This window comes from Bradyrhizobium sp. USDA 4538, assembly GCF_024171045.1.
GTDB lineage: Bacteria > Pseudomonadota > Alphaproteobacteria > Rhizobiales > Xanthobacteraceae > Bradyrhizobium > Bradyrhizobium australafricanum.
This window is the reverse complement of sequence record NZ_JALJZE010000001.1, coordinates 3,438,740-3,460,637: the sequence shown is the minus strand read 5'-3', so window position 1 is coordinate 3,460,637 and position 21,898 is coordinate 3,438,740. Positions and strand designations below refer to the sequence as shown.

Annotated in this window: 17 protein-coding genes, 1 tRNA gene and 1 pseudogene; 7 read left to right on the top strand and 12 right to left on the bottom strand. The window is 65.4% G+C overall.

The features are described 5' to 3' along the window. Positions 1–41 precede the first annotated feature (41 nt). Complete coding sequence (locus J2R78_RS15465; protein WP_253605435.1) at positions 42–992, bottom strand: GlxA family transcriptional regulator; 951 nt, start codon at positions 990–992, stop codon at positions 42–44. A 125-nt stretch (positions 993–1,117) separates the two neighbouring features. Between J2R78_RS15465 and J2R78_RS15460 the strand changes: the two genes are divergently transcribed. Both J2R78_RS15460 and J2R78_RS15455 read left to right on the top strand, forming a co-directional pair. Next, positions 1,118–1,936 (top strand): SDR family oxidoreductase, encoded by an 819-nt coding sequence (locus tag J2R78_RS15460; protein WP_253605432.1) that lies wholly within the window; start codon positions 1,118–1,120, stop codon positions 1,934–1,936. A gap of 112 nt (positions 1,937–2,048) precedes the next feature. Further along, positions 2,049–3,194, top strand: coding sequence for an ROK family protein (locus J2R78_RS15455; protein ID WP_253605430.1), 1,146 nt, complete (start codon positions 2,049–2,051; stop codon positions 3,192–3,194). 469 nt (positions 3,195–3,663) lie between these two features. Here J2R78_RS15455 and J2R78_RS15450 read toward each other — a convergent pair whose 3' ends face one another. Then, positions 3,664–4,539 (bottom strand): alpha/beta fold hydrolase, encoded by an 876-nt coding sequence (locus J2R78_RS15450; protein WP_253605428.1) that lies wholly within the window; start codon positions 4,537–4,539, stop codon positions 3,664–3,666. Positions 4,540–4,752: 213 nt separating this feature from the next. Here J2R78_RS15450 and J2R78_RS15445 point away from each other — a divergent pair. Further along, positions 4,753–4,842 (top strand) — tRNA-Ser (locus tag J2R78_RS15445). Positions 4,843–4,885: 43 nt separating this feature from the next. Here the strand turns inward: J2R78_RS15445 and J2R78_RS15440 are convergent. Both J2R78_RS15440 and J2R78_RS15435 read right to left on the bottom strand, forming a co-directional pair. Beyond that, a pseudogene (locus J2R78_RS15440) lies at positions 4,886–6,069 on the bottom strand (IS481 family transposase). A gap of 300 nt (positions 6,070–6,369) precedes the next feature. Continuing rightward, the gene (locus J2R78_RS15435) at positions 6,370–7,125 is read right to left on the bottom strand and encodes a helix-turn-helix transcriptional regulator (RefSeq protein ID WP_253605426.1); all 756 of its coding nucleotides are present in this window, start codon (positions 7,123–7,125) and stop codon (positions 6,370–6,372) included. A 251-nt stretch (positions 7,126–7,376) separates the two neighbouring features. Between J2R78_RS15435 and J2R78_RS15430 the strand changes: the two genes are divergently transcribed. Then, on the top strand, positions 7,377–8,792 hold the full coding sequence (locus tag J2R78_RS15430) for an MFS transporter (protein WP_253605424.1): 1,416 nt from the start codon (positions 7,377–7,379) through the stop codon (positions 8,790–8,792). 170 nt (positions 8,793–8,962) lie between these two features. Here J2R78_RS15430 and J2R78_RS15425 read toward each other — a convergent pair whose 3' ends face one another. From J2R78_RS15425 to J2R78_RS15400, 6 genes are all read right to left on the bottom strand, one after another. Further along, positions 8,963–9,847: a sigma-70 family RNA polymerase sigma factor gene (locus J2R78_RS15425; RefSeq protein ID WP_253605422.1), complete on the bottom strand. Its 885-nt coding sequence runs from the start codon at positions 9,845–9,847 to the stop codon at positions 8,963–8,965. Then, positions 9,844–10,482, bottom strand: coding sequence for a flavodoxin family protein (locus tag J2R78_RS15420; protein ID WP_253605421.1), 639 nt, complete (start codon positions 10,480–10,482; stop codon positions 9,844–9,846). Before J2R78_RS15420 ends, J2R78_RS15425 begins: the two co-directional genes overlap by 4 nt. Positions 10,483–10,760: 278 nt before the next feature. Continuing rightward, positions 10,761–11,171: a hypothetical protein gene (locus J2R78_RS15415; RefSeq protein ID WP_253605419.1), complete on the bottom strand. Its 411-nt coding sequence runs from the start codon at positions 11,169–11,171 to the stop codon at positions 10,761–10,763. Between the two features lie 172 nt (positions 11,172–11,343). Then, the gene (locus tag J2R78_RS15410; protein WP_253605417.1) at positions 11,344–12,933 is read right to left on the bottom strand and encodes an ABC-F family ATP-binding cassette domain-containing protein; all 1,590 of its coding nucleotides are present in this window, start codon (positions 12,931–12,933) and stop codon (positions 11,344–11,346) included. Positions 12,934–13,065: 132 nt separating this feature from the next. Next, on the bottom strand, positions 13,066–14,385 hold the full coding sequence (locus J2R78_RS15405; protein WP_253605415.1) for an Hsp70 family protein: 1,320 nt from the start codon (positions 14,383–14,385) through the stop codon (positions 13,066–13,068). 245 nt (positions 14,386–14,630) lie between these two features. Next, positions 14,631–17,006: a glucose/quinate/shikimate family membrane-bound PQQ-dependent dehydrogenase gene (locus tag J2R78_RS15400; protein WP_253605413.1), complete on the bottom strand. Its 2,376-nt coding sequence runs from the start codon at positions 17,004–17,006 to the stop codon at positions 14,631–14,633. Positions 17,007–17,346: 340 nt separating this feature from the next. Here J2R78_RS15400 and J2R78_RS15395 point away from each other — a divergent pair, with 340 nt between their 5' ends. Next, on the top strand, positions 17,347–18,096 hold the full coding sequence (locus tag J2R78_RS15395; protein WP_253605411.1) for a class I SAM-dependent methyltransferase: 750 nt from the start codon (positions 17,347–17,349) through the stop codon (positions 18,094–18,096). Positions 18,097–18,102: 6 nt separating this feature from the next. On the opposite strand, the gene J2R78_RS15390 is transcribed toward J2R78_RS15395, so the two are convergent. Further along, positions 18,103–18,591 carry an SRPBCC domain-containing protein gene (locus J2R78_RS15390; RefSeq protein WP_253605409.1) on the bottom strand — a complete coding sequence of 163 codons (489 nt, stop codon included), beginning with the start codon at positions 18,589–18,591 and terminating at the stop codon, positions 18,103–18,105. A 7-nt stretch (positions 18,592–18,598) separates the two neighbouring features. Further along, positions 18,599–19,555 (bottom strand): LysR family transcriptional regulator, encoded by a 957-nt coding sequence (locus J2R78_RS15385; RefSeq protein WP_253605407.1) that lies wholly within the window; start codon positions 19,553–19,555, stop codon positions 18,599–18,601. Between the two features lie 100 nt (positions 19,556–19,655). On the opposite strand from J2R78_RS15385, the gene J2R78_RS15380 reads away from it, so the two are divergent. Then, positions 19,656–20,837 carry an MFS transporter gene (locus J2R78_RS15380; protein ID WP_253605405.1) on the top strand — a complete coding sequence of 394 codons (1,182 nt, stop codon included), beginning with the start codon at positions 19,656–19,658 and terminating at the stop codon, positions 20,835–20,837. A 22-nt stretch (positions 20,838–20,859) separates the two neighbouring features. Then, entirely contained in the window at positions 20,860–21,894 is a 1,035-nt protein-coding gene (locus J2R78_RS15375) for an aldo/keto reductase (RefSeq protein ID WP_253605403.1), read from the top strand. The last annotated feature ends 4 nt before the right edge of the window (positions 21,895–21,898 follow it).

The following is a 21,898-nucleotide window of genomic DNA, read 5'->3' as shown; positions in this document are numbered from 1 at the left end:
AAAAATGAATGGTTTGGTGTGATTTTGGCCTGGTTTGGTCCTCAAGCCGCGGCCTGCGCGGCGGCGCGGGCATGGCGGCGAATGGTCTGCGGCGGCTGGCCCAGCACCCGCAAAAACGCCCGCCGCATCCGTTCGCGGTCGGCAAAGCCGGTCTCGCCGGCAATTTCGTCCATCGAATGGCGGCCGTCGCCGATCAATTCGCGGGCGGCCTCGACCCTGAGATGCTCGATCGCCTTGGCCGGCGACTGGCCGGTTTCGGCGCGGAAGGCGCGGCTGAACTGGCGTGGGCTGAGCCGTGCAACGGCGGCCAATTCCTCGACCGAGAGCTCGTTGCGCAGATGCGCCTTGGCGTAGTTGAGCGCGTTCTGGATGCGGTCGGATTTCGGGTCGAGCTCCAGCAGTGCGGAAAACTGCGACTGCCCGCCGGCACGGCGATGATAGACCACGAGCTTGCGCGCCACCGAGCGCGCGACCTCGACGCCGAGGTCATGCTCGACCATCGCCAGCGCCAGATCGATCGTCGCGGTCATGCCGGCTGAGGTCCAGATCGGCCCGTCGATGATGTAGATGCGGTCCTGCTCGACCTTCAGCTTGGGAAAGCGTGCCTGCAATTCGGCGGCGTATTGCCAATGCGTCGAGACGCGGCGGCCGTCGAGCAGGCCGGCTTCGGCCAGCGAGAAGGCGCCGACGCAAGGGGCGGCAATGCGCTGCGACGCTGTCATGGCGCGGCGCACATAGTCGGTGAGCTTCGGTGATGCCGGATGCAGCTCGGTGCCGGCGCCGACGAACAGCGTGTCGAAGCTGCGCTCGCTGAACGCTTCGGTCTCGACATTGAAGCCGGCGGATGACCGCACCGGACCGCCATGCTCCGACAGCAGCGTGACCGCGTAAAAGTTTTCACCGGCGACCAGGTTGGCGATCTCGAACGCGGTGATGGCGGTGAAGCCCATCACCTGGAAGCCTTGGAAGACAACGAAGCCGATCTCCTGCATGGAACTCTCCCGCGACAAATTCGTGTCCTAAAAAGGTGTATATATGACATTTGAGACATGCAAGGGGGCCTGTAGTACCTGAGCAGCGGCCAAAACCGGCCGTTCAGGTCAAACAGGAGACCAACATGACCAAGTCAGCCAAAGGGACCACGCCCGGCACGGCGCTCGTCACCGGCGCGTCGTCCGGAATCGGTGCCATCTATGCGGACCGGCTCGCACGGCGTGGCTACGATCTGATCCTCGTCGCACGTAACCGCGAGCGCCTCGATGGGCTCGCCAAGCGTCTCGCGGCGGAGACAGGCCGATCGATCGAGATCGTCGCCGCCGACCTCAGCAAGCGCGGCGACGTTTCACGGATCGAATCCATTCTGCGCAGCAATGCCGGCATCAGTGTGCTGGTGAACAATGCCGGCGTCGGTGCGACCGCGCCTCTGCTCGCATCCGATGTCGACAAGATGAGCGACATGATTACACTCAACGTCGACGCGCTGATGCGCCTGACCTATGCGGCGGTGCCGGGCTTTGTCGCGCGCGGTGGCGGCACCATCGTCAACATCGCCTCGATCGTCGGCGTCGCGCCGGAAATGCTCAACGGTGTCTACGGCGGCAGCAAGGCCTTCGTCCTCGCACTGACGCAGTCGTTGCAGCATGAGCTGAAGGACAAGAATATCCGGGTCCAGGCGGTGCTGCCGGGAGCCACGGCGACTGAATTCTGGGGCGTGGCCGGTACGCCGGTCGAGCATCTGCCCGGCGCGATCGTGATGAAGGCGGAAGACTTGGTCGATGCCGCGCTCGCCGGCCTCGACCAGGGCGAAGTCATCACCGTGCCGTCGCTGCCGGATGCCGCCGATTGGCAGGCCTATGAGACCGCCCGTCAGAAGCTGATGCCGAACCTGTCGCGCAACACGCCCGCGGCGCGTTACGCCGTAATAAAGGCCGCCTGACGCTTTTGCGAAATTGCGTCCCGCGCCGGCCGAAGCGCCGCAGCGCGGGACGCAACCATTTGAGTTCCCGGCCGTTAGTGCTGGGAACCTCAGGCGGGCAGGGCAAGCGCGCATGGCTGACGACTCTGGACTGAGCACGGGCATCGCGCACCACGGTGCCACGCGGCTGCCATCCGTCGACATCGACAGCTTCAACATCGAGCTGAAGGACGACGAGGGCTTTCTCGGCGATCGCGCCTCGAAGGGCGCGTTCCGCAAGATCCTCGACCGCTGGCGCAAGCCGCTGCGCAAGTCGGACGAGGATCCGTTCGGCGACGAGCCGTCGGACAAGATCAGCAAGAAGAAGCTCGATGAGCTGCTGGTCGGCGATGACACCGAGGCCTCGGCGGTCGTGCACAGCGCGATCGAGGAGTTTGCCCAGGAGCTCGCCTATGTGACGCGGCGCTTCCTCAACACCAAGGCCTGGGCCAAGACCGAGCGCATCGTGGTCGGCGGCGGCTTCCGCGACTCCAGGCTCGGCGAGCTCGCCATCGCGCGCACCGAGATCATCTTGAAGTCGGAGGATTTCAAGGTCGACATGGTGCCGATCCGCTTTCACCCCGATGATGCCGGGTTGATCGGCACGCTGCATCTCGCGCCATCGTGGATTTTCGAGGCCCATGACGGCGTCCTCGCCGTCGACATCGGCGGCACCAATATCCGCTGCGGCGTGGTCGAGACGCGCTGGAAGAAGGCGCCCGATCTCTCCAAGGCGGCGGTCTGGAAATCGGAGCTGTGGCGCCACGCCGATGACGAGCCGACGCGCGAAGGCGCGGTGAAGCGGCTGGTGAAGATGCTGAAGGAGTTGATCGCCGCCGCCGAGAAGGAGAACCTCAAGCTTGCGCCGTTCATCGGCATCGCCTGTCCCGGCGTCATCAATGAGGACGGATCGATCGAAAAGGGTGCGCAGAACCTGCCCGGTAATTGGGAGAGCAGCAAATTCAACTTGCCGGCGAGCCTGGTCGAGGCGATCCCGCAGATCGGCGATCATGACACCGCGATCGTGATGCACAATGACGGCGTGGTGCAGGGGCTGGCCGAGGTCCCGTTCATGCAGGATGTCGCGCGCTGGGGCGTGCTGACGATCGGAACCGGGCTTGGCAATGCCCGCTACACCAATCGCAAGCGGGATAACGGCAAGGACGAGAAGAAAGACAAGGACGACGAGAACGAAAAGAACGAGAAAAAGGCCAAAAAAGCCAGGAAGGCCGATGCCTGAGCCGCGCGGGCTGCAGCGTTCGTGCGCGCTCCATCCGGGCTACGGTCTGCCTTCTCCTTCCCCCTGAAAGGGGGAAGGTCGGGATGGGGGTCAGCCGCAGGCGATGCTGTTTGCGGAGAGAGCAGATCCCCACCCGCTTTGCTCTGGCGAGCAAAGCGACCTCCCCCTTTCAAGGGGAGGTAAGCATGCGTAGCCCGGATGCAGCCAACGGGTCGCGCGAATGCGCGCCCGATGACAGGCTCCGCGAAATCCGGGGCACCTCCAATCCGCAGATCCAGCGGCCCCGGATTACGCACGGTAAGGTTGATCGGTTAGGTTAAGATCGGGTTCGCGTTGCCGTTTCGACGTCGCTCGCTACCGTGGCTCGTGTCGCTCCCGCCGACCGGCGAAGCCGCACTTCCCGGCCAGCAATATTAAGAAGCGGCACGGGACCGCCAGTTTTTGTCGCGTCCTGGCGGTCCCACCACTTCTACTTCCAATTGATCTGCTCGAAGAAGCCGGCGATCTCGGCGGCCGCGCGGTCGGGGTCCTCGCGATGCGGGAAATGCCCGACATCGGGAAACATCTCGAGGTCCAGATTGGAGAAGGTCTCCCCCAACCGGTCGGTCCAGGCATAGGGAAACAGCGGATCGTGCTCGGCCCAGCGGATGCAGGTCGGAACATCGATCCGCGGCAGCGCCGGGGCTTCGCCCTGCATCATCTTCACGCGCGCCGCATGTGACGCGCGATAATGCGCAAAGCCGCCGGCGAGATTGCCGGGCTTGAAGAAATTGTCGGCGAAGTCCTCGATCACGTCGTCGAACGCGGCCTTGCGGTGCGACCAGTTGTGCAGGAAATGGCCGATATAGGTGCGGCAGCTGTCTCTGCTGGCGCCGACCAGCGCGGGCGCCATCTCCATCTGGTGGAACGACTGGTACCAGATGTGGTTCAGCCGGTCGGGCGCGGCCATCCGCGGCCCGATGCCGGGATAGACGAAATCGAAGAAAAACAATCCGGCGATGCGCTCGGGCGCCTTGCGGGCGAGGGGCTGCATCACGGCGCCACCGACGTCGTGACCAACCACGCCGGCCTTGTCGACGCCGAGCGCGTCCAGCAGCGCCAGCATGTCGTCGGTATGCTGATCGGGGCCATAGGCGCCTCCATGTGAGCCTTGCGGCTTGTCGCTGTCGCCGAAGCCGCGCAGGTCGGGGGCGATCAGGGTGTAGCGGTCTGTGAGGCGCGCCATGACCGGCTTCCAGGTCAGCCAGAATTCCGGCCAGCCGTGCAACAGCAGCAGCGGTCTCCCAGTGCCGGTCCGCGCGACGTGGAACGCCGCGCCATTGGCTCGAATCGTCACATGCTCCATGGCCCGCTCCTGCTCCGGCTGGTTCGCTCGCGCGCCGATCGAGCCAGAACCGTTCTGCTAGCGCTTTGTTTCCGCGCGCTTTCTCCGGCCGTCCCGGTGCTTTGACGGGGCGAGGCGGCCGTGACGGAAATATTATTGCAGCGCCTTGTCTGTCCCGCCATCCTCGCCTAGAACACGCCCCGACCGCGGGTGGCGCAAATCACCCGGGCCATCGGAGAGGTGGCAGAGTGGTTGAATGCACCGCACTCGAAATGCGGCATAGGTGCAAGCCTATCGGGGGTTCGAATCCCTCCCTCTCCGCCATTTGCCCTGTGTCCAGCCCGGAGACATGGGTAACAGGTCGTACCTAAGACATGGGTGACAGCCTCGTGCCGAACGGGTTGTCGAGGGGTTGCAGGGTTTTCTGCTCCAGGTCGAAATATCCCAAATCATAGTGCATGAAGCTGACGAGCCAAATGCCGTCGTCGACCTCCTTGATGCCGAGTTTTTGTCCAGCCAGCACGGTGGAGAGGTTGATGCGCTTGCGATGCAGGCAGAGCCGTCCACAGGCGGTGACGAGCACCTCGCGATCGTGGAACGGATAAGTCAGTTCCGGCAGGCCGGCATAGCCGCGCGTTGAGGCGTGTAGCGCTCGGCGGGGCACTTCATATCGAGGGCCTCGTGCGGGCGTTCAGCATTGAACTCGCGGACGAAGGCGTCGAAGCGTTCCTGCTGTTGCAAGCCGTTGGAGCCTGGCGGCCGAGTGGTCTCCTGCTTGAGCGTGAGGTGCATGCGCTCGTGACGGCCGTTCTGCTGCGGATGGCCGGGCTTGATGCGTTCGATGGCAATGCCAAGCCGCAGCCACCACACCGAGAGCTTTGAGAGATTGAACAAGGCGTTGGGACTGGCAAACGGCACGCCATTGTCGGAGCGAATGGCGCGCGGCATGCCGCGCTCACGGAACAACCGCTCGAAGGCCGCAATGGCCGGCTCCTCGCGGGTGGAATCGAGCGCTTCGCACAACAGCAGGAAGCGCGAGGCATGGTCGGTGACGGTCAGCGGGTAGCAATAACGGCCATTGCCGAGCTTGAACTCGCCCTTGAAGTCGGCGCACCACAGATCATTGGGTCCGGCCCCCGCGGACAGAGGCGTGCCGCGCGCGCGGTGGCGCGGCACGCCTGCGCGCTTGACCAGGCCATGGCGATCGAGAACCGCATGGATGGTGCTCTTGGCCGGAACCCGGATATCGCCGTCGAGCCGCCGGACCAAGAGCTCACGGATCTTGCGCGCGCCCCAGTGCGGTTTCTCGGCTTTGAGACGAACAATCAGGCCCTCGATTGGCTCGGGGAGCTGATTGGCATAGCGCACCGGTCGCCGCGACCGATCGCATAGCGCCGCCGCGCCCTGTTCCCTGTAGCGATCGAAAATCTTGTAGCCGGTCTTGCGGGACACGCCGAACTCCCGGCAGACGTCCGTCATGGCCTCCCCGTCCAGCAGACGGGCGACAAAGCGAAGGCGCTCTTCCATCACCGAACTCGCTTTCCACGGCATCCACACCTCCCGCAGAACAAAAGCGGAAAGTGTAACCCATGTGTCCGGTACGAAATGTCACCTATGTCTCGGGCCGCTCACTGCCGGGCTTCGGGTGGAAGGCCACCCTTTCAGACCAGCGCGAAGGGAGTCTCCCGAAGCTTCGGAGAAGCGTAGGGCCAATGCCCCCTGACATTCCAACGATCTCGACCGCTCGCCTGACGCTTCGTGCGCAGGTTGTCCATGACTTCCCCGCCTACCAGGCGTTCCTGGCTTCGTCCCGGTCCGCCGGCTCCGGGTATTGGACGCGTTGGAGCTGACTCAACCCGAGAGAACCGCTACCCGTCCGCGGGACAGTGATGCAACCTGCCCTTCGCGTCCATCCCTCGGGAGTGCGCCCTCGATGCCGAACGTTGTGGCGAGTCCTCTAACACCAGCAGGCGTCACGACGAGCGCACGGCTATCCCTGACATGCTCGACCCAATCGTGCTCGAGAGCGTGATGAAGAATGGCAGCGCCGAGCGCCCCGGCCAGATGCGGCCGGCGCTCGCTCCAGTCGAGACAGGGGCGACAGAACACCCGGCGCTTGGAGGCGAGGCGAAGATCGACGCCTAACTCATCGAAGAATGACCGACCGGCATCGGTGAGTTGTCCGCCATCCTCGTCGAGCAGAATGAACGACTGTTGGACCAACCGGTCGGCGATCGCGACAGCGATGCGGCCGGCCATATGGTCATAGCACGTCCGCGCGTGTCGAAGCGTCTCTCCGCCGCGCCAGAGATTGCGCTGCCGGGCGGGGCCGTCCTGCGCCACCACCATGAGACCTTCCAGCACGCGTGCGACGTGCGGAGAGGCCAGGCGAAAATATCGTCGTCGGCCCTGCTTTGCGAGCGCAAGCAATCCGGCGTCGCTGAGTTTCGCAAGATGGCCACTCGCTGTCTGCGGCGCCACGCCAGACACATAGGCGAGCTCCGAGGCGGTCAACGTTCGGCCATCCATCAGCGCACTGAGCATGTTGGCGCGCGCCGGATCGCCGATGATTGCCGCGACTTGGGCGATTTTGGGTCCCGTATCCATGTGTTTCTCCTACGCCGATGAGGACGCAGTGCCAAGCACGGATACTTCGGCCAAGACCGTAGTGTTTCTGCGAGACCGATTCAATCGCGGGACATAGGTTGTCTGGACACCACTAAGCCCAAGCGAAAGGCATCGCCGCGACGGGACGAAAGATCGTCTCGCGGCTCCAAGTATTCGATTGGCATCGAATGATAATCGCAAAACGGGCTGGTCTGAGCCATCAAAATCTCACAGACAACCGAGTGTGATCAATGCAAACAACTTCGCTCGACACAAGGCAGCCGGAACAAGCCGGCTCTGACAGCGCGCTATCCCGTTCGCCTCTTGCCGCGGCGCTGGCGCTTGCCGCCACGAGCCTCGGCCTCGGCGTCGTGCAGTTGGATATCACCATCGTTAATACCGCGCTGAGCAGCATCAGCACCTCGCTCGGCGGCAGCGTGGCCGAGCTGCAATGGGTGGTGACCGCCTATACCATCGCATTCGCTGCCTTCATTTTGACCGCTGGTGCGCTTGGTGATCGCGTCGGCGCCAAACGGATATTTATAGGGGGCTTCGCGATCTTCACGTTGGCTTCGCTCGCCTGCGCATTGGCTCCGTCGGCGATGTTCCTGATCGTTGCTCGCTCCGTGCAGGGCCTGGCGGCGGCAATCCTGGTGCCGAACTCGCTGACGCTACTCAATCACGCCTATACCGATCCGAAGGCGCGCGGCCGCGCGGTCGGCTTCTGGGCCGCAGGCGCGAGCGTCGCACTGACTGCGGGGCCGCTAGTTGGCGGCGCGCTGATCGCGCTGGTCAGCTGGCGTGCGATCTTTCTTGTCAACTTGCCGATTGGCGCCGCCGGCCTCTGGCTCGCCTGGCGTTACGCCGAGGAGACGCCGCGGCTCGCGCAGCGCGAGATTGATCTGCCGGGACAGATCGCGGCGATTGCAACCCTCGGCGCGCTGGCTGGCGCCCTGATCGAGGGCGGCGCGCTGGGGTGGAGCCATCCGCTCGTCATCATGGGCTTCGCGGGGGCGGCCGTAATCGGACTCCTGTTCGTATGGCGCGAGGCGCGCGCGCCGCAACCGATGCTGCCGCTGTCGTTGTTCCGCCATCACATGTTCGCGCTGACCGCTCTGGTCGGGCTTCTCTTCAACATCGCCTTCTACGGCCTGATCTTCGTACTCAGTCTCTACTTCCAGAACGTCAACGGCTGGTCGCCGTTCGCAACGGGCCTCGCCTTCGTGCCCATGATGGCCATGGTGCTGCCCGCCAACCTGATCACCGCGTCGGCCAGCGAGCGCCTCGGCGCGCCGCAAACCATTGCGCTGGCTTGTATGATTACCGCCGCGGGCTGCGTTGCGCTGCTGCCTATGGCCTCAGGCACCAGCTACGGGGCGATCGGCGCTCAACTGCTCATCCTCGGCGGCGGGCTCGGCCTGCTCGTGCCGTCTTTGACCTCGACGCTGCTCGGCAGTGTCGAGAAGTCGCGATCCGGCATCGCCGCCGGTGTATTGAACGCGACGCGGCAGACCGGCAGCGTGCTTGGCGTTGCCCTGTTCGGCTCGCTGGTCGCAGGGAACAACGCGTTCATGGCAGGCGTGCATGCCTCGCTCGTGATATCGGCCGCTGTGTTGCTCGCAGGTGCGGTCGCGATCTGGCAGGGCCGAGCAAAGGAGGGACGATGACAGGGGCAGGTCGAGCTCATGTGGTGATCCCGGTGGAGCGGTCTAGATCTGCTCACGCTGAGTTCTTCTCAGTTTGGCGCGAAGCGCTCGATCCGTCAGCGCCGCGAGGCGACCCCCGCGATCTGGTCTATCGCTATCGGCCGCGCTGAGCGGGGACGCGCGCGGCGCGCTCAATTCCGCCATCCCGTCACATCAGGCACGTTGTGCAGCTTGTCGGGATTGCGGGTCACATAGACAGCGACGACCCGTTTATTCTCGACATGCAACGCTGTCGTTTGAACGAGGTCGTCCTCGATGGTGATGAAGCCCGGCAATCCGTTGATGGTGGCGTAGCGGATCAATCGTGAGGGATGCATGGCGAACAGGCGGGCGAGCCCCGCGAAACGCTCCATCGCGGCTTCCAGTCCGACCAGAGGTCGCGTCGGCGCCGGGACCTGGCCACCGCCGTCGGCATAGACCACGACATCTTCGGCGAGCATCGCGCGCAACGCGGCGAGGTTGCCGGTGCGTGTGGCGGTGAAGAAGGCGTTGGCGAGCCGCAGGCCCTCTTCATTGCCGACGACGAATCGCGGCCTGGCATCGTGGATATGCGTGCGTGCGCGGCTGGCAAGCTTGCGGCAGGTCGCAGGCTCACGCCCGATCGTCTCGGATACGGCATCGAACCCCAATCCGAACACGTCATGCAGCAGAAAGGCCGCCCGCTCCAATGGCGACAGGCGTTCCAGCGCAATCATCAGCGGCAGGGTCAGATCGTCCGCCGCTTCCTCTGCTTCGGGGTCGAAGAACGGTTCGGGGAGCCACGGTCCGACATAGGCGGCACGCTGGCGCCGCGCGGATTTCAATTCGTTGAGGGATAGTCGGGTGACGATGGTGTGCAGGACTGCCTTGGGATCGCGCATCTGGTCGCGATCGGCAGCGAGCCAACGCACCCAGGCGCTGTGGACGACATCCTCTGCGTCGGCGACCGAGCCCAGCATCCGATAGGCCAGCCGGATCAGACGTGGCCGCAACTCGGCGAAGATCTCGGCAGCTGACGGTTCAGCTGCATCTGTCATGACGCCGCCGGAACGGGCACCGAGGCCGCGTCACGGCCGCGTACAAACTGAAGTGCCGCCTTTGCCACCCGCTGTCCCAGGTGGCGGGCGGTTGCGAGATCGGAATCGGGCGGGGCGGTGTCCGCGCCCTCGTCGGTGTTCGACTGTGCGCCGGCTCCGAGCCAGAACCCCAGCCTGTTCGGATCGGCTTCCGATCCCGATGCGGAGTTGTTCCCCGGGGGCAGATCGAGATTGACCCAATGCATCCCATGCTGCGCGGCGAACAATGCAAGCTGGATCAATGTGGACAGCTTGTCGCCGGCGTGTGCCCCCGAATTGGTGAAGTCTGCCGCGAGCTTGTCCTTCCAGCGATAGCCTTTGGACATCACCGCGCGTGAAGTTGCTTCCTGAAAGGCTTTGAAGGCCGCGGAGGCGGCGCCCATGTAGGTGGGCGTGCCGAAGATCAACGCTTCCGCATCCATCAGCCGATCCCAGTTCTGTTCCACGTGCTCGACAGGCACCAGAAGCGCCTCTGCGCCATCGATATCCTGGACGCCGGACCTGACGGCCTCCGCTTGACGCCGGGTATGACCGTAGGCGCTATGATAGACGATTGCGATCAGGGTGCGACCGCCGCCGGTTCCGAGTGTGTGCATGCTGTCCTCTGCTGCTGCCCTTGCAGAAGCCAAGACAAGACAGCGCGTCGAAACGTGACATGCCCTGCGAATTTTCGTCCGGAGGATGTTGCTCCAATTGACCGCCACGCAGGCCGGGAGCGGCGGCCGCCGGCTCCTTTGCATGGGGTTGTTTTCGATATTTTGGCGGGAGCCGCGGCCACCGGGCGAGCCTCGCCGAAGGATGACCCCGACAATCCCATCCATCGTCACCGGGTACCGGCACCGGGGTCGAACCTGGAGCGGTCGCGCCGGTAACCTTAATTTTTCGTTTCGATTGTCGATAAAGTTTTATCGATTATCCTCGTGGCCATTGAGCGGTGTGACGAACCGCGCGATGAGCGGCAACAGCCGAGTGGCTGGACGACCGCTCTGAAATCGAAGGGTGGGCAGAGCGCAGTGCCAGCCACCTTTCGGGCTGTTCGGCGGCGGCCGGCGGGGCAAATCAATTTTGAAGTGCTTTTGATTGCCAGGTTGCGGCGCATATCGCTCCGCATGAAGCCTTTCAATTGGGATGTTCCAAGATGACGCTCGCGCATGTCCTGATCGCGGCCGGTGGCGGCTTTTTGTTGCTGGCTGGCTTCGTCGCATTTGCCCTTTGGAGAAACGCGCTCCATTCGACGGCGCGGATTTAGCAACAGTCGAGATTGAGATCCGGCGGCCTCGCTCACGGGGACGAGCGAGCGTGGCTGTCGGGATGGCCGCACCGCCGCGCGGCCTGACAGCCGAGCACCGCGCCTTACGACCTACCCCAAGGCGACGCGTGCTCGGCTGTTCAATTCCTGACCAATCTTCGCCGTTCGACGCATTGATTGCGTAAGGGCAATTGCTCCGCTCTCCGCATCACCTCCACGACACGAGATCCAGTCTGCGCGTGATTGCGATGGCCTCGAGGAAGGCCTCATCGTGGCTGACGACCAGCAGCGCGCCGTCATAGGCGCGCAGGCCGGCCTCGACCGCTTCCATCGATTCGATGTCGAGGTGGTTGGTCGGCTCGTCGAGGATCAGGAGTGGCGGCGGCATCACGCCGCCCAGCACACAAGCAAGACCTGCGCGAAGCAACTGGCCGCCGGAGAGGCTCGCAACGGGCTGCAGCGCGGCATCGGCGCGGAACGCGAATCGCGCCAGCGCCGCGCGACAGGCGTTCTCGCCGGCATCCGGATTGATGCGCCGGAAATTCTCCAGGATGGAGGCCGACGCATCGAGCAGGCTGACCGCCTGATCGAACATGGCGAACCGGGTCATCACCTCGACGGTGCCCCGCGCCGCGGTCAATTCGCCGCTGACGAGCTTGAGCAGCGTCGTCTTGCCGGCGCCGTTGGGGCCGGTGATCGCGACGCGCTCCGGACCTGACATGGAGAAGGTGAGATCACGCAGGATCGGCGCGTCCGTGCTGTAGCCTACATCGGCCGCGTCGATCCGCAGCACCATCCTGCTCGCCGGCAGATGCGTCGAGGGCAATTGCACCGAGAACGGTTGCAGCACCTCGATGCGCTGCCGCGCCGCGGTGGCAAGTTCGAGCGCTTGCGTCCGCCGTCGTTCGGCGAGACGGGCGTTCTCGCCGCCGCTATCTTCGCTGCGGTCCTTGCGCAGCCCGGCGGCGATGCGCGGCAAATCGCCCTTGGCGCGCTTCCTTGCACCCGCGCCGTCCTTGCGTGCCTTCCGTTCGTTGGCTTCTCTGGCGTTACGGTCGATCTCGGCGATGCGCTTCTCGGCATCGGCCAGATCGTGTCGTGCTGCCGACAGCTCGATGGTCTTGCGCGCGCGGTACTGGCTCCAATTGCCGCCGTAGCGCCTGACTTCCAGCGAGGTCAGTTCGACGATCGCATCCATCGTCTCCAGCAATTCGCGGTCGTGGCTGACGATGATGGCGCCATGTCGCCAGTCGGCGAGCAGGTCAATCACCGCCTTGCGTCCCGCGCGGTCGAGATTGTTGGTCGGCTCATCCAGCAGCAGAAAATCAGGTTGCGCGAAGGTCAGGGCGGCGAGGCGCGCCCGGGTGGCCTGGCCGCCGGACAGCGCTGCCAGCGGCGCGTCGAGTGCATCGCTCAGTCCGACGCGCTCGAGCGCGGCCGCGATGCGCGTATCGAGCGTCCAGTCGACGTCGGCAATCTCCTCGGAGCTCGCAAGGCCCTGTTCGGCACGACGTAGCGCGGCCAATGCGCGGCGCGCGTCGAACAGGTCGACGACGCGTTCATCCGGCTCTAGCTGAACCGTCTGATGCAGCATCCCGACGCGTCCCTGAACCGAGACCGTGCCGGATTGCGGCGTGCGCACCCTCGCGATCAGGCCGAGCAGCGTCGTCTTGCCGACGCCGTTCCTGCCGACAAGACCGGTGCGTTCGGGTCCGAAGTTCAGATCGATGTTGGAAAGGAGAACCCGGCCGTCAGGCGCGGACAGGGTCAGATGAGAGAGCGCGATCGATGCAGGCATGAATATCCCCGAGGGCAAGGCTGATGGGCGTTGCTGTCAGGGTGAAATCCATGGCCGTCGGCATCCTCAGGGATTGATGATTGACGTGATGTAGTCGTCGATTGAGCCGGGATCAAGGCGCGAAGCCGGCCGTCACGCGGCTTCGGCGAAGGTCCAGCGGTCGGGATCGGGCGTGTGGCCGATCAAAGCGAGGCCGTAGGCGATCGATTCGAATTGATCCGCCGAGGTCAGCCGCGCTGCGCCGAAACGCTCGGCGAACAGGCGCTGCACGGCGGGCACGAACGAGGTGCCGCCGGTCAGGAACACCTTCTCGACGTCGCGGGCGGTGATGCCCGCCTTGGCCAGCGCCTCGTCGACCGTCGCGCCGAGCGGTTCGATGTCGTCGGCGATCCAGGATTCGAAATCGTCGCGCGTCACGGTCGCGCCGATATCGATGCCTTCGCGGGCGAAGCGGAACTCGACACGGTCGCGGCTCGACAGCGCGACCTTGGTGTCCGACACGGCGCGGTAAAGCGCGAAGCCGAGATCGTGGTCGACGATGGTGATGAAATCGTGCAGCGGCGCCGGATCGAGCGCGGTGCGCGCGAGCTGCTGCAACTCGCGCAAATCGCCATTGCCCCGCATCATCGCGAGCTGATGCCAGCGGGCGAGGCTCGAATAATAGTGATTGGGGATCGGCAGCACTTTGTCGAACGAGCGGTAGCTGGTGCCCTTGCCGAGTCGCGGCGAGACGATGTGGTCGACGATGCGGTAATCGAAGGTGTCGCCGGCGATGCCGATGCCGGCGTGGCCTAGCGGTTCGGCGCGCAGTACGCCGCCCTTGCGCGAGAACCGCATCACGGAAAAGTCGCTGGTGCCGCCGCCGAAATCGGCGACCAGCACCGTGGCATCGTGGTCCAGTGTGCGCGCGAAGGAGAACGCCGCGCCGACCGGCTCGTAGACATAGCGCGCATGGCCGGCGCCGAGCCGCTCGAACGCGGCCCGGTAGCGCTGCATCGCCAGCTCGTCATTGGGATTGCCGCCCGCAAACTTCACCGGCCGGCCGACCATGATGGTCGGCGCGCCGAGATCGAATCCTTCGCCGGCATGGCGCGTCAGCGTGCGCAGGAACGCCGCGAGCAGGTCCTCGAACTTGTAGCGTTGCCGGAAGATCTGGGTGGTGTTGAAGGCCGAGCTTGCCGCGAACGTCTTGAACGACTGGATGAAGCGATGGATCGTGCGTCCCTCGAGGAACTGCTCGATCGCCCACGGGCCGCCCTCGGCGCGCGGATGCAGGCCCGCGCCCGGCCGCTCCTCCCAGAAGCACAGCGCGGACACATAGACGCTATGCGTGCGGCCGCCGTGGTCGAAGCGAACAGCCTCGACGCGGCCATCGCCGTCGGACAGCGCGACCACGGTGTTGCTGGTGCCAAAATCGACGCCAATCGAGACGGCGGGCGGGGCGCTCGACATGTCATGCTCGGATTGTCTGTGAAAGGGGGCGGACCTTTAGCGGCTTTGGCCGGATTTGCCAACCCGTCTGGAGCTATCCAGTTGGGCCAGTTCCACCTCCCCTTGGAAAGGGGAGGTCGCTTTGCTCGCTAGAGCAAAGCGGGTGGGGATCCGCGCCCTCCGCAGAGAGCATTGCCTGCGGCTGACCCCCATCCCGACCTTCCCCCTTTCAGGGGGAAGGAAGATGACGGCCTCAATGACGCGGCTCAATCCTTCAACGCGTAGGCGATGACGTAGTCGCCGCGTTTGGTGCCGAACGAGCCGTGGCCGCCGGCCGCGGTGACGACGTATTGCTTGCCGCCAGCCTCGTAGCTCATCGGCGTCGATTGGGCGCCGGCCGGCAGTCGATCCTCCCAGAGCACCTTGCCGTTGCGGACATCGTAGGCCCGGATCGTGTACTCATAGGTCCCGGTGTAGAACGCAACGCCGCCGGCGGTGGTGATCGGCCCGCCCAGCATCGGCACGCCCATCTTGAATGGAAGCGGCAGCGGCGTGGTGTCCCGGATCGTGCCGTTGGGATGCTGCCAGACGATCTTCATCGTCTTCAGATCGATCGCGGCCATCGAGCCCCATGGCGGCCGGTAGCACGGCACGGAGAGCGGCGAGAGGAAGCTCGAGATACCGACGCCGAACGGCGTGCCGTACATCGGCTGCACCCCGACCTCGCTGCCGACCGGTTTCTCGGCTGTCGGCGCCGGAGGATTGAGCGGACCGCGAGGAATGAGCCTGGAGGCGAACGGCAGCGACATCGGATTGGCGATGGCGATCTGCCTGACCGGATCGACCGCGATGCCGCCCCATTCGAACATGCCGAGATTGCCCGGGAAGACCAGCGTGCCCTGCAACGACGGCGGCGTGAAGGTGCCTTCGTAGCGCAAGCGGTGGAACATGATCCGGCACAGCAACTGGTCGAAGATCGTGCCGCCCCACATGTCGGCGCCGGTCAGCTTCGCCTCCGGGCGGAAGGTCAGTTCGGAAAACGGCTGCGTCGCTGCGGAGCGGTCGCCGGGCGCGGGCCCTTGCGGCACCGCGCGTTCCGGCGCCGGCACGATCAGCTCGCCGGTCCTGCGGTCGAGCACGAAGATGTTGCCCACCTTGGTCGGCTGGATCAGCGCGGGAACGACGCCCTTGGCCGTCGTCACATCGACCAGGCTCGGTTGCGAGGGAACGTCCATGTCCCAGAGATCATGATGCACGGTCTGGTACGACCAGGCGCGCTTGCCGGTGTTGACGTCAAGCGCGACGACGGCGCTGGAATAGCGCTCGACCAGCGCATCGCGATTGCCGCCCCAGATGTCAGGTCCGTTGTTGCCGGTCGGGATGTAGACCAGATTCAATTTCGGATCGAACGAGGCGGTGATCCAGGAATTCGGTGACCCGTTGGTGTAATGACGCGTCGGCGACGGCAATGCGTTCTCGTCCGCCGCGCCGGAATCCCAGGCCCAGACCAGCCTGCCGGTATAGACATCGAAGCCGCGGATCACGCCCGACGGCACCTCGACCGCATAATTGTCGATCACCGCGGCGGCCACGACCAGGATCTTGTCGCTGACGACCGGCGGCGACGTCGGCTCGAAGAAGCCGGCGGTCTTGATCCCCATGCCTTGCTGCAGATCGAGGATGCCGTGATCGGCGAAACCATCGCAGAGCTTGCCGCTGTCGGCATCGAGCGCGATCATGCGGCCGTCATTGACGGGCAGGAAGATCCGCCGCGGGCATTCGGCCGGCGCCGGATTGCCGCCAGAGTCGACGGCGCCCTGCGCGGTTTCGTGATAGGAGACGCCGCGGCAAGTCATGTGCTGGAACGTCTTGTTGTGCACGAGCTTGGGGTCGTAGCGCCAGCGCTCCGTGCCGGTCTTGGCGTCGAGCGCAAACAGCACCTGGTGCTGCGAGCAGAGATAGAGCGTATCGCGCACCTTGATCGGGGTGACCTCGAAGGTGGTCTCCCCGGAATCCTCTGGTGTCTTCACGTCGCCGGTGCGGAAGGTCCAGGCGACCTTGAGGTTGCCGACATTGTCAGGCGTGATCTGCTTCAGCGGCGAATAGCGCTGTCCGAACTGCGTACGTCCATAGGCGCGCCAGTCGCCGTCCGGCTGCGGGTCGGCTTCGCTTTGCGGCACGGCAGAGCCGGACTCGGCAATCGTGCCGTTGATGTCGTGATAGCTGGACAGCAGCCCGGCGATGAGCACCGCCGCAGCAGCGACGACGCCGATCCAGAGTGGCGCCGTCGCGCGCATGTAAGGCACCGGCCCGCTTCGTGTCAGGGCACGGACGATCACCGGCGTAAGCAGCCAAAGCGCCATGGGGAAGATGATGTCGCCACGCGCCGCGAGCGGCCACCAGTCGAACCGCACCTCATAGACGGCCCACGCCAGCGTGCCGAGCAGCACGATCGCAAACAGCCAGAGCGCCTGATGGCGCCGCGCCAGCAACAGCGCAGCCGTGGCGAGAATGCCGACGCCGAGGACAATGTAGAAGGGCGATCCACCTAGTGCGGCGAGCCAAATGCCCCCGCCCGCGAGGACCAGGCCGATCAGGGCGTAGACGATAGCCGTGATGAAGACTGCCCTGGATCGCTGCATGGTCGCTCCGGTGCGGGGGAGGGATCGGGCTTGTCCCGCACAAGCGCGACAGACCGCGTCCGCCATCGCGGACTGTCGTTCAGCCAACCGCAACTTGCAACCTGGAACTGCGATGTTGATGTGCCACAAGCGCGTAAGGTTGCTATGCGAAACCCGCCGAAGCAAATCATTCAAAATGCGCGCATCTTCAACGGGGAGCAGTGGAGCTGCGGGGCTGACGCAAAGGTGAGAGATCTTCAGCGAATTTTGAATCGACGCGCTCTTCCAGTCCTGTGCAGGCGCTGCTCTATACCGTTCCGCGGATCGCACCGCGGATGGTTGGCGCGCAGGAGAAGCAACAATGACACTGAACCCCACTGCCGAGAATTATCGTGTCGCGGTCGCCGCCTACGAGGCGGGCCGGCCGAGCTACCCTGCGGAGATCGTCGCCGCGCTGCCGCTTGCGGCCGCGCGCTGCGTCGTCGACCTTGGTGCCGGAACCGGCAAGTTCACCCGCCTGCTGCTGCAGCATTTGCCCGCGGCTGCGCGCCTGATCGCGGTCGAGCCCGTCGCCGAGATGTCGGCCAGGCTGGCCAGGGAAGCCGGGGTGGAGGTCATCAACACGCGCGCCGATGCGATCAATCTTGATACCGGCAGCGTCGACCTCGTCACCTGCGCCCAGGCGTTCCACTGGTTCGACAACGAGCCGTCGGTCGCCGAGATCGCGCGACTGCTGCGTCCCGGCGGGACGCTTGCGCTGGTCTGGAACAACAGGGATGACCGCACGCCGTGGGTCGACGCGTTGTCCGTCATGATCGAGGGCTATGCGGGCGACACGCCCCGGCAGCGGACCGGACGCTGGCGCTGGATCCTGAAGGACCCGCGCTTCGTGCTTGAGAGGGAAATCGTGCAGGACCATCCGCACCGGATGAAGCGACAGGACGTCTTCGAGCGCATCGCATCGACGAGCTATGTCGCCAATTTGCCCCATGCGGAGAAGGCGGCTCTTCGCGACAAAACCGACAATATCCTGCGTGAGGCCGGTCTCGGCGACGCCGACGAAGTGGTGTTCCCCTATGTCACGCAGCTCTTCCTGCTGACGCGGGCCTAGACCGCGCTATTGCGCGGCGCGTCCTTGCTCGACCGCCTGCTTCAGGCGCGGCAGCGTCATGCGCCAGTAAAAGGCAACGTGTTTGGCGCCTGAGTCGGGCCCGATTTCCCAGCCGCTTCCGCGGCGGATCGGCGACGGCGGCGCCTGCTGGGTGACGGTCAGCACCGTATCGCCGCCGTCAGGCACAAGCGTCATCGTGATCGTCGCATAGGATTGCGGAACATCCGGCAGGCCGGAGACCTGCGACCAATAGGAGTATTCGAGCCGCATCGGCGGCTCGACATGCAGGACGCGGCCCTTGTCGCGATAGCGCTTTGCGCCGATCTCCGCCTCGATGTCGACCGGCGTGCCGATCCGCCAATCGGTCCTGAAATGCGAGTTGCGCCATCTCTCGCCCGCTTTGGGGTCCATGATCGCGTCCCACACATGCGTTGGCTCCGCGGCGATGCGGATCGTTTCGGTGACGGACAGGAAGGCCGGGGGCTCGTGCGTCATTGAATGCTCACTTGTCGCCCACGACTTTCCATTTTCCATCGGCGCCGCGCCGCAGCGAGGGATCGCCGATGCGGATGTGCTGCGCGAGAAAATCGATGAAGGCGCGGACCCGCGCCGGCAGCGGGCCGGCGTGGCCGACGTAGACCGCGTGGATGTCCTCGCGGTCGCCGGGATTGAGGTTTTGCAGCACCGGCACCAGGTGCCCGGCCTCGATATCGGGGCCGATGTGGAACAGCGCCAGCCGGCCGAGCCCGACACCGCCAAGCGTGAGCTGACGCGCGGCTTCGCCGTCGCTGACGCGGGCGACCGGCGGTGGCAGCGCTTCCTCGATCCGTTCAGCGCGGCGGAACGGCCAGCCGCGGATGCTGCGCGGAAAGGTCCAGCCGATGCCGCGATGGGCGGCGAGGTCGGCCGGCGTCTTCGGCGTGCCGAAGCGGGCGAGGTAGGACGGCGCGGCGGCCACCACCATGCGGCTGGTGCCAAGCTTGCGTGCGATCAGCCGCGAGGCGCCGAGCGGACCGACCCGGATCGCGACGTCCGCGCGCGCCTGCATCAGATCGACCAGCGTGTCGGTCAGCACGATGTCGAGCGTGATGTCGGGATGTTCGCGCATGAAGCGCGGCAGCAGCGGCATCACATGCAGCATGCCGAACGGGATGTTGCTGTTCACGGTGAGATGGCCGCGGGGCACGCATGAGGCGGCCTCGCGTTCGGCCTCGTCGATATCGGCGAGGATGCGCTGGGCGCGCTGGTAGAACGCCTGGCCTTCCTCGGTGAGCTGCAGCTTGCGCGTGGTGCGGTTGACGAGCCGCGTGCCGAGCCGGGTCTCGAGCCGCGAGACCAGCTTGCTGACGCCGGACGGTGTCTGGCGCAGGCTGTTCGCGGCAGCCGTGAAGCCGCCGAGATCGACGACGCGAACGAATACGTCCATCTCGCCGGAGCGGTTGGTATCTGTGCGGGCCATATTGAATTCAAGTCACAAATGATTGGATTGCGGCCATTCTAATCCTTCCCCGCCCGGACCGCTATCTCGCTTTGCGGAATCCTTTTGTCCGGAGCGACACATGCCTGCTGCAGTCCTTGCCTTGACCGCCGGTGCCTTTGGCATCGGCACCACCGAATTCCTCATCATGGGACTGCTGCTGCAGGTCGCCGCCGACATGCAGGTATCCGTATCCGCGGCAGGCTTGCTGATCTCCGGCTATGCGCTCGGCGTGTTCGTCGGCGCGCCGATCCTGACGCTTGCAACACGGCGGATGCCGCGCAAGGCGGTATTGCTGGCGCTGATGGCGATCTTCACGCTCGGCAATGCGGCGTGTGCGCTGGCGCCGAGCTACGGGCTTTTGATGGCGGCACGCATTCTCACCTCGCTGGCGCACGGCACATTCTTCGGCGTCGGCTCCGTGGTGGCGACAAGCCTCGTCCCGGAAGACAAGCGCGCATCGGCGATCGCCACGATGTTCATCGGGCTCACGGTCGCGACCCTGCTCGGCGTCCCCTTCGGCGCCTGGTTCGGCCTGATGCTCGGCTGGCGCGCGGCGTTCTGGGCGGTGGCCGCGATCGGCGTGATTGCGTTCATCGTGCTGGCGGTGCTGGTCCCCGGCCATGTCGGCGCCAACGACAAGCCTGCGCCGCTGCGCGAGGAGCTCGGCGTGCTCGGCCGCCCGCAGGTGCTGCTCGGACTTGCGATGACGGTGTTCGGCTTCGGCGGGCTGTTCGCGGTCTTCACCTATGTGCAGCCGATCCTGACGCGGATCACCGGATTCTCCGACGCCGCGGTGTCGCCGATCCTGCTGGTGTTCGGTGCCGGCCTTGCGATCGGCAACGTCGCCGGCGGACGGCTCGCCGACAAGGGACTGGCGCGGGCGCTGCTGGCATCGCTCGGCGGCCTCGCCGCCGTGCTCGTCGCGCTGACGGCGGTCGTCTCGATCAAGGCACTGGCGGTCGTGCTGCTGTTCATTCTCGGCATCGCCGCGTTCGCGACCGTCGCGCCGCTGCAGCTCCGCGTGCTCGAAGCCGCCGGCGTCGAAGGGCGGACGCTGGCCTCGAGCCTGAATATCGCGGCGTTCAATTTGGGCAACGCGCTCGGCGCCTGGGCCGGCGGCGTCACCATTGATCGCGGCCTCGGCCTCGGCGCGCTGCCGCTGGTAGCCGCCGTCATCACTGCAATCGGCCTGTTGCTTGCGCTGTGGAGCCTGCGCCTCGATCGGCCGATCGCGCTCGCCGCGCAGTGCCCGGCGGAATGAATCGGATCAAGGGAGCATGACCATGGAATACCGCAATCTCGGTGCGTCCGGCCTGAAAGTCCCGGTGCTCAGCTTCGGCACCGGCACCTTCGGTGGCCAGGGGCCGCTGTTCTCGGCCTGGGGCCGCAGCGACGCCAGCGAGGCGCGACGGTTGATCGACATCTGCCTCGAGGCCGGCGTCAATTTGTTCGACACCGCCGATGTCTATTCGAACGGCGCGTCGGAGGAGATCCTCGGCGCCGCGATCAAGGGCCGCCGCGACAAGGTGTTGATCTCGACCAAGACCGGCCTGCCGATGGGCGACGGCCCGCTCGATGCCGGTACGTCGCGGTATCGCCTGGTCGCCGCGGTCGACGCCGCGCTGCGCCGGCTCGGCACCGACTATATCGACCTGCTGCAGCTTCATGCCTTCGATGCCTTCACGCCGGTCGACGAGGTGCTGTCGACGCTCGACGCGCTGGTGCGTGCCGGCAAGCTGCACTATGTCGGCGCCTCGAATTTCTCCGGCTGGCATCTGATGAAATCGCTCGGTGTCGCCGAGCGGCACGGCTGGCCGCGCTATGTGGCGCACCAGGTCTATTATTCGCTGGTCGGCCGCGACTATGAATCCGAGCTGATGCCGCTTGCGCTCGACCAGGGCGTCGGCGCGCTGGTCTGGAGCCCGCTCGGCTGGGGCCGTCTCACCGGCAAGATCAGGCGCGGGCAGCCATTGCCGACCAACAGCCGCCTGCACGAGACCGCGCAGTTCGGGCCGCCGGTCGACGACGAGAAGCTTTACGCGATCGTCGACGCGCTGGACGTGGTAGCCACGGAGACCGGCCGCAGCGTGCCGCAGATCGCGATTGCCTGGCTGTTGGCGCGGCCGAGCGTGTCGTCCGTAATCATTGGCGCCCGCGATGAGGCGCAGTTGCGCGACAATCTCGGCGCGGTCGGATGGTCGCTCTCGGCGGACCAGATCGCGCGTCTCGATCGCGCGAGCGCGGTGATGCCGGCCTATCCGTACTATCCCTACCGGATCCAGGAAGGCTTCGCGCGCCTCAATCCGCCGCCAGTGTGAGTCC